We start from the raw sequence: 654 nt of genomic DNA, 5'->3' as shown, positions 1-654 counted from the left end.
GAATTTGAATACTCGCGCAAGATAGAGTCGGTTCTAAATAATCGAATCACAAGTATTCTTGATCCGGTACTAGGCTCTGGTCGTTTTCGTTCTGAAGTATCAGCTGACGTTGACTTTACAGAAATCGAAGAAGCAGAAGAGTTGTTCAATCCTGATATGGGTGCGGTACGCAGCGAACAGACTCTGGATGAGCAAAAAGCAAATGGTGTCGACGGTGGTATCCCAGGAGCTTTGGCTAATCAACCGCCAGTGAATGCAGAAGTGCCTGAAGAAGCGGGTGAGGGCGCTGCGCAGCCGGAACAAGCAGCACCTGTTAATTTGCGTAAGCAAGCAACACGAAATTATGAAGTCGACCGAACGGTGAGCTACACCCGTCATCAAAAGGGACGCGTTTCACGTCTGACTGTTGCAGTTGCAGTGGATGACATTCGTAACATCAACCCTGAAACAGGAGAAGTGTTGTTCCAAAAGTGGAGCGATGCAGAGCTTGAGCGTCTAACATTACTTGTACGCAACGCCGTTGGATATGATGCAACACGCGGCGACAGCGTTAACGTCGTCAACACTCCGTTTGCGCCGCAAGAGATCGAAGAATTTGTAGAACCCGAGATCTGGGAACAGGCATGGTTTTGGGAAGTTGTTTGGAAAGCCTTG

Annotated in this window: 1 protein-coding gene; it reads left to right on the top strand. The window is 48.6% G+C overall.

Annotation, left to right across the window (positions count from 1 at the left end; all coding sequences use genetic code 11):
- A partial coding sequence (locus A3762_RS24615) for a flagellar M-ring protein FliF C-terminal domain-containing protein (RefSeq protein ID WP_304439330.1) occupies positions 1-654 on the top strand: 654 nt, incomplete at both ends.

This window comes from Oleiphilus sp. HI0125, assembly GCF_001635355.1.
This window is presented reverse-complemented; position numbering and strand designations above follow the sequence as displayed.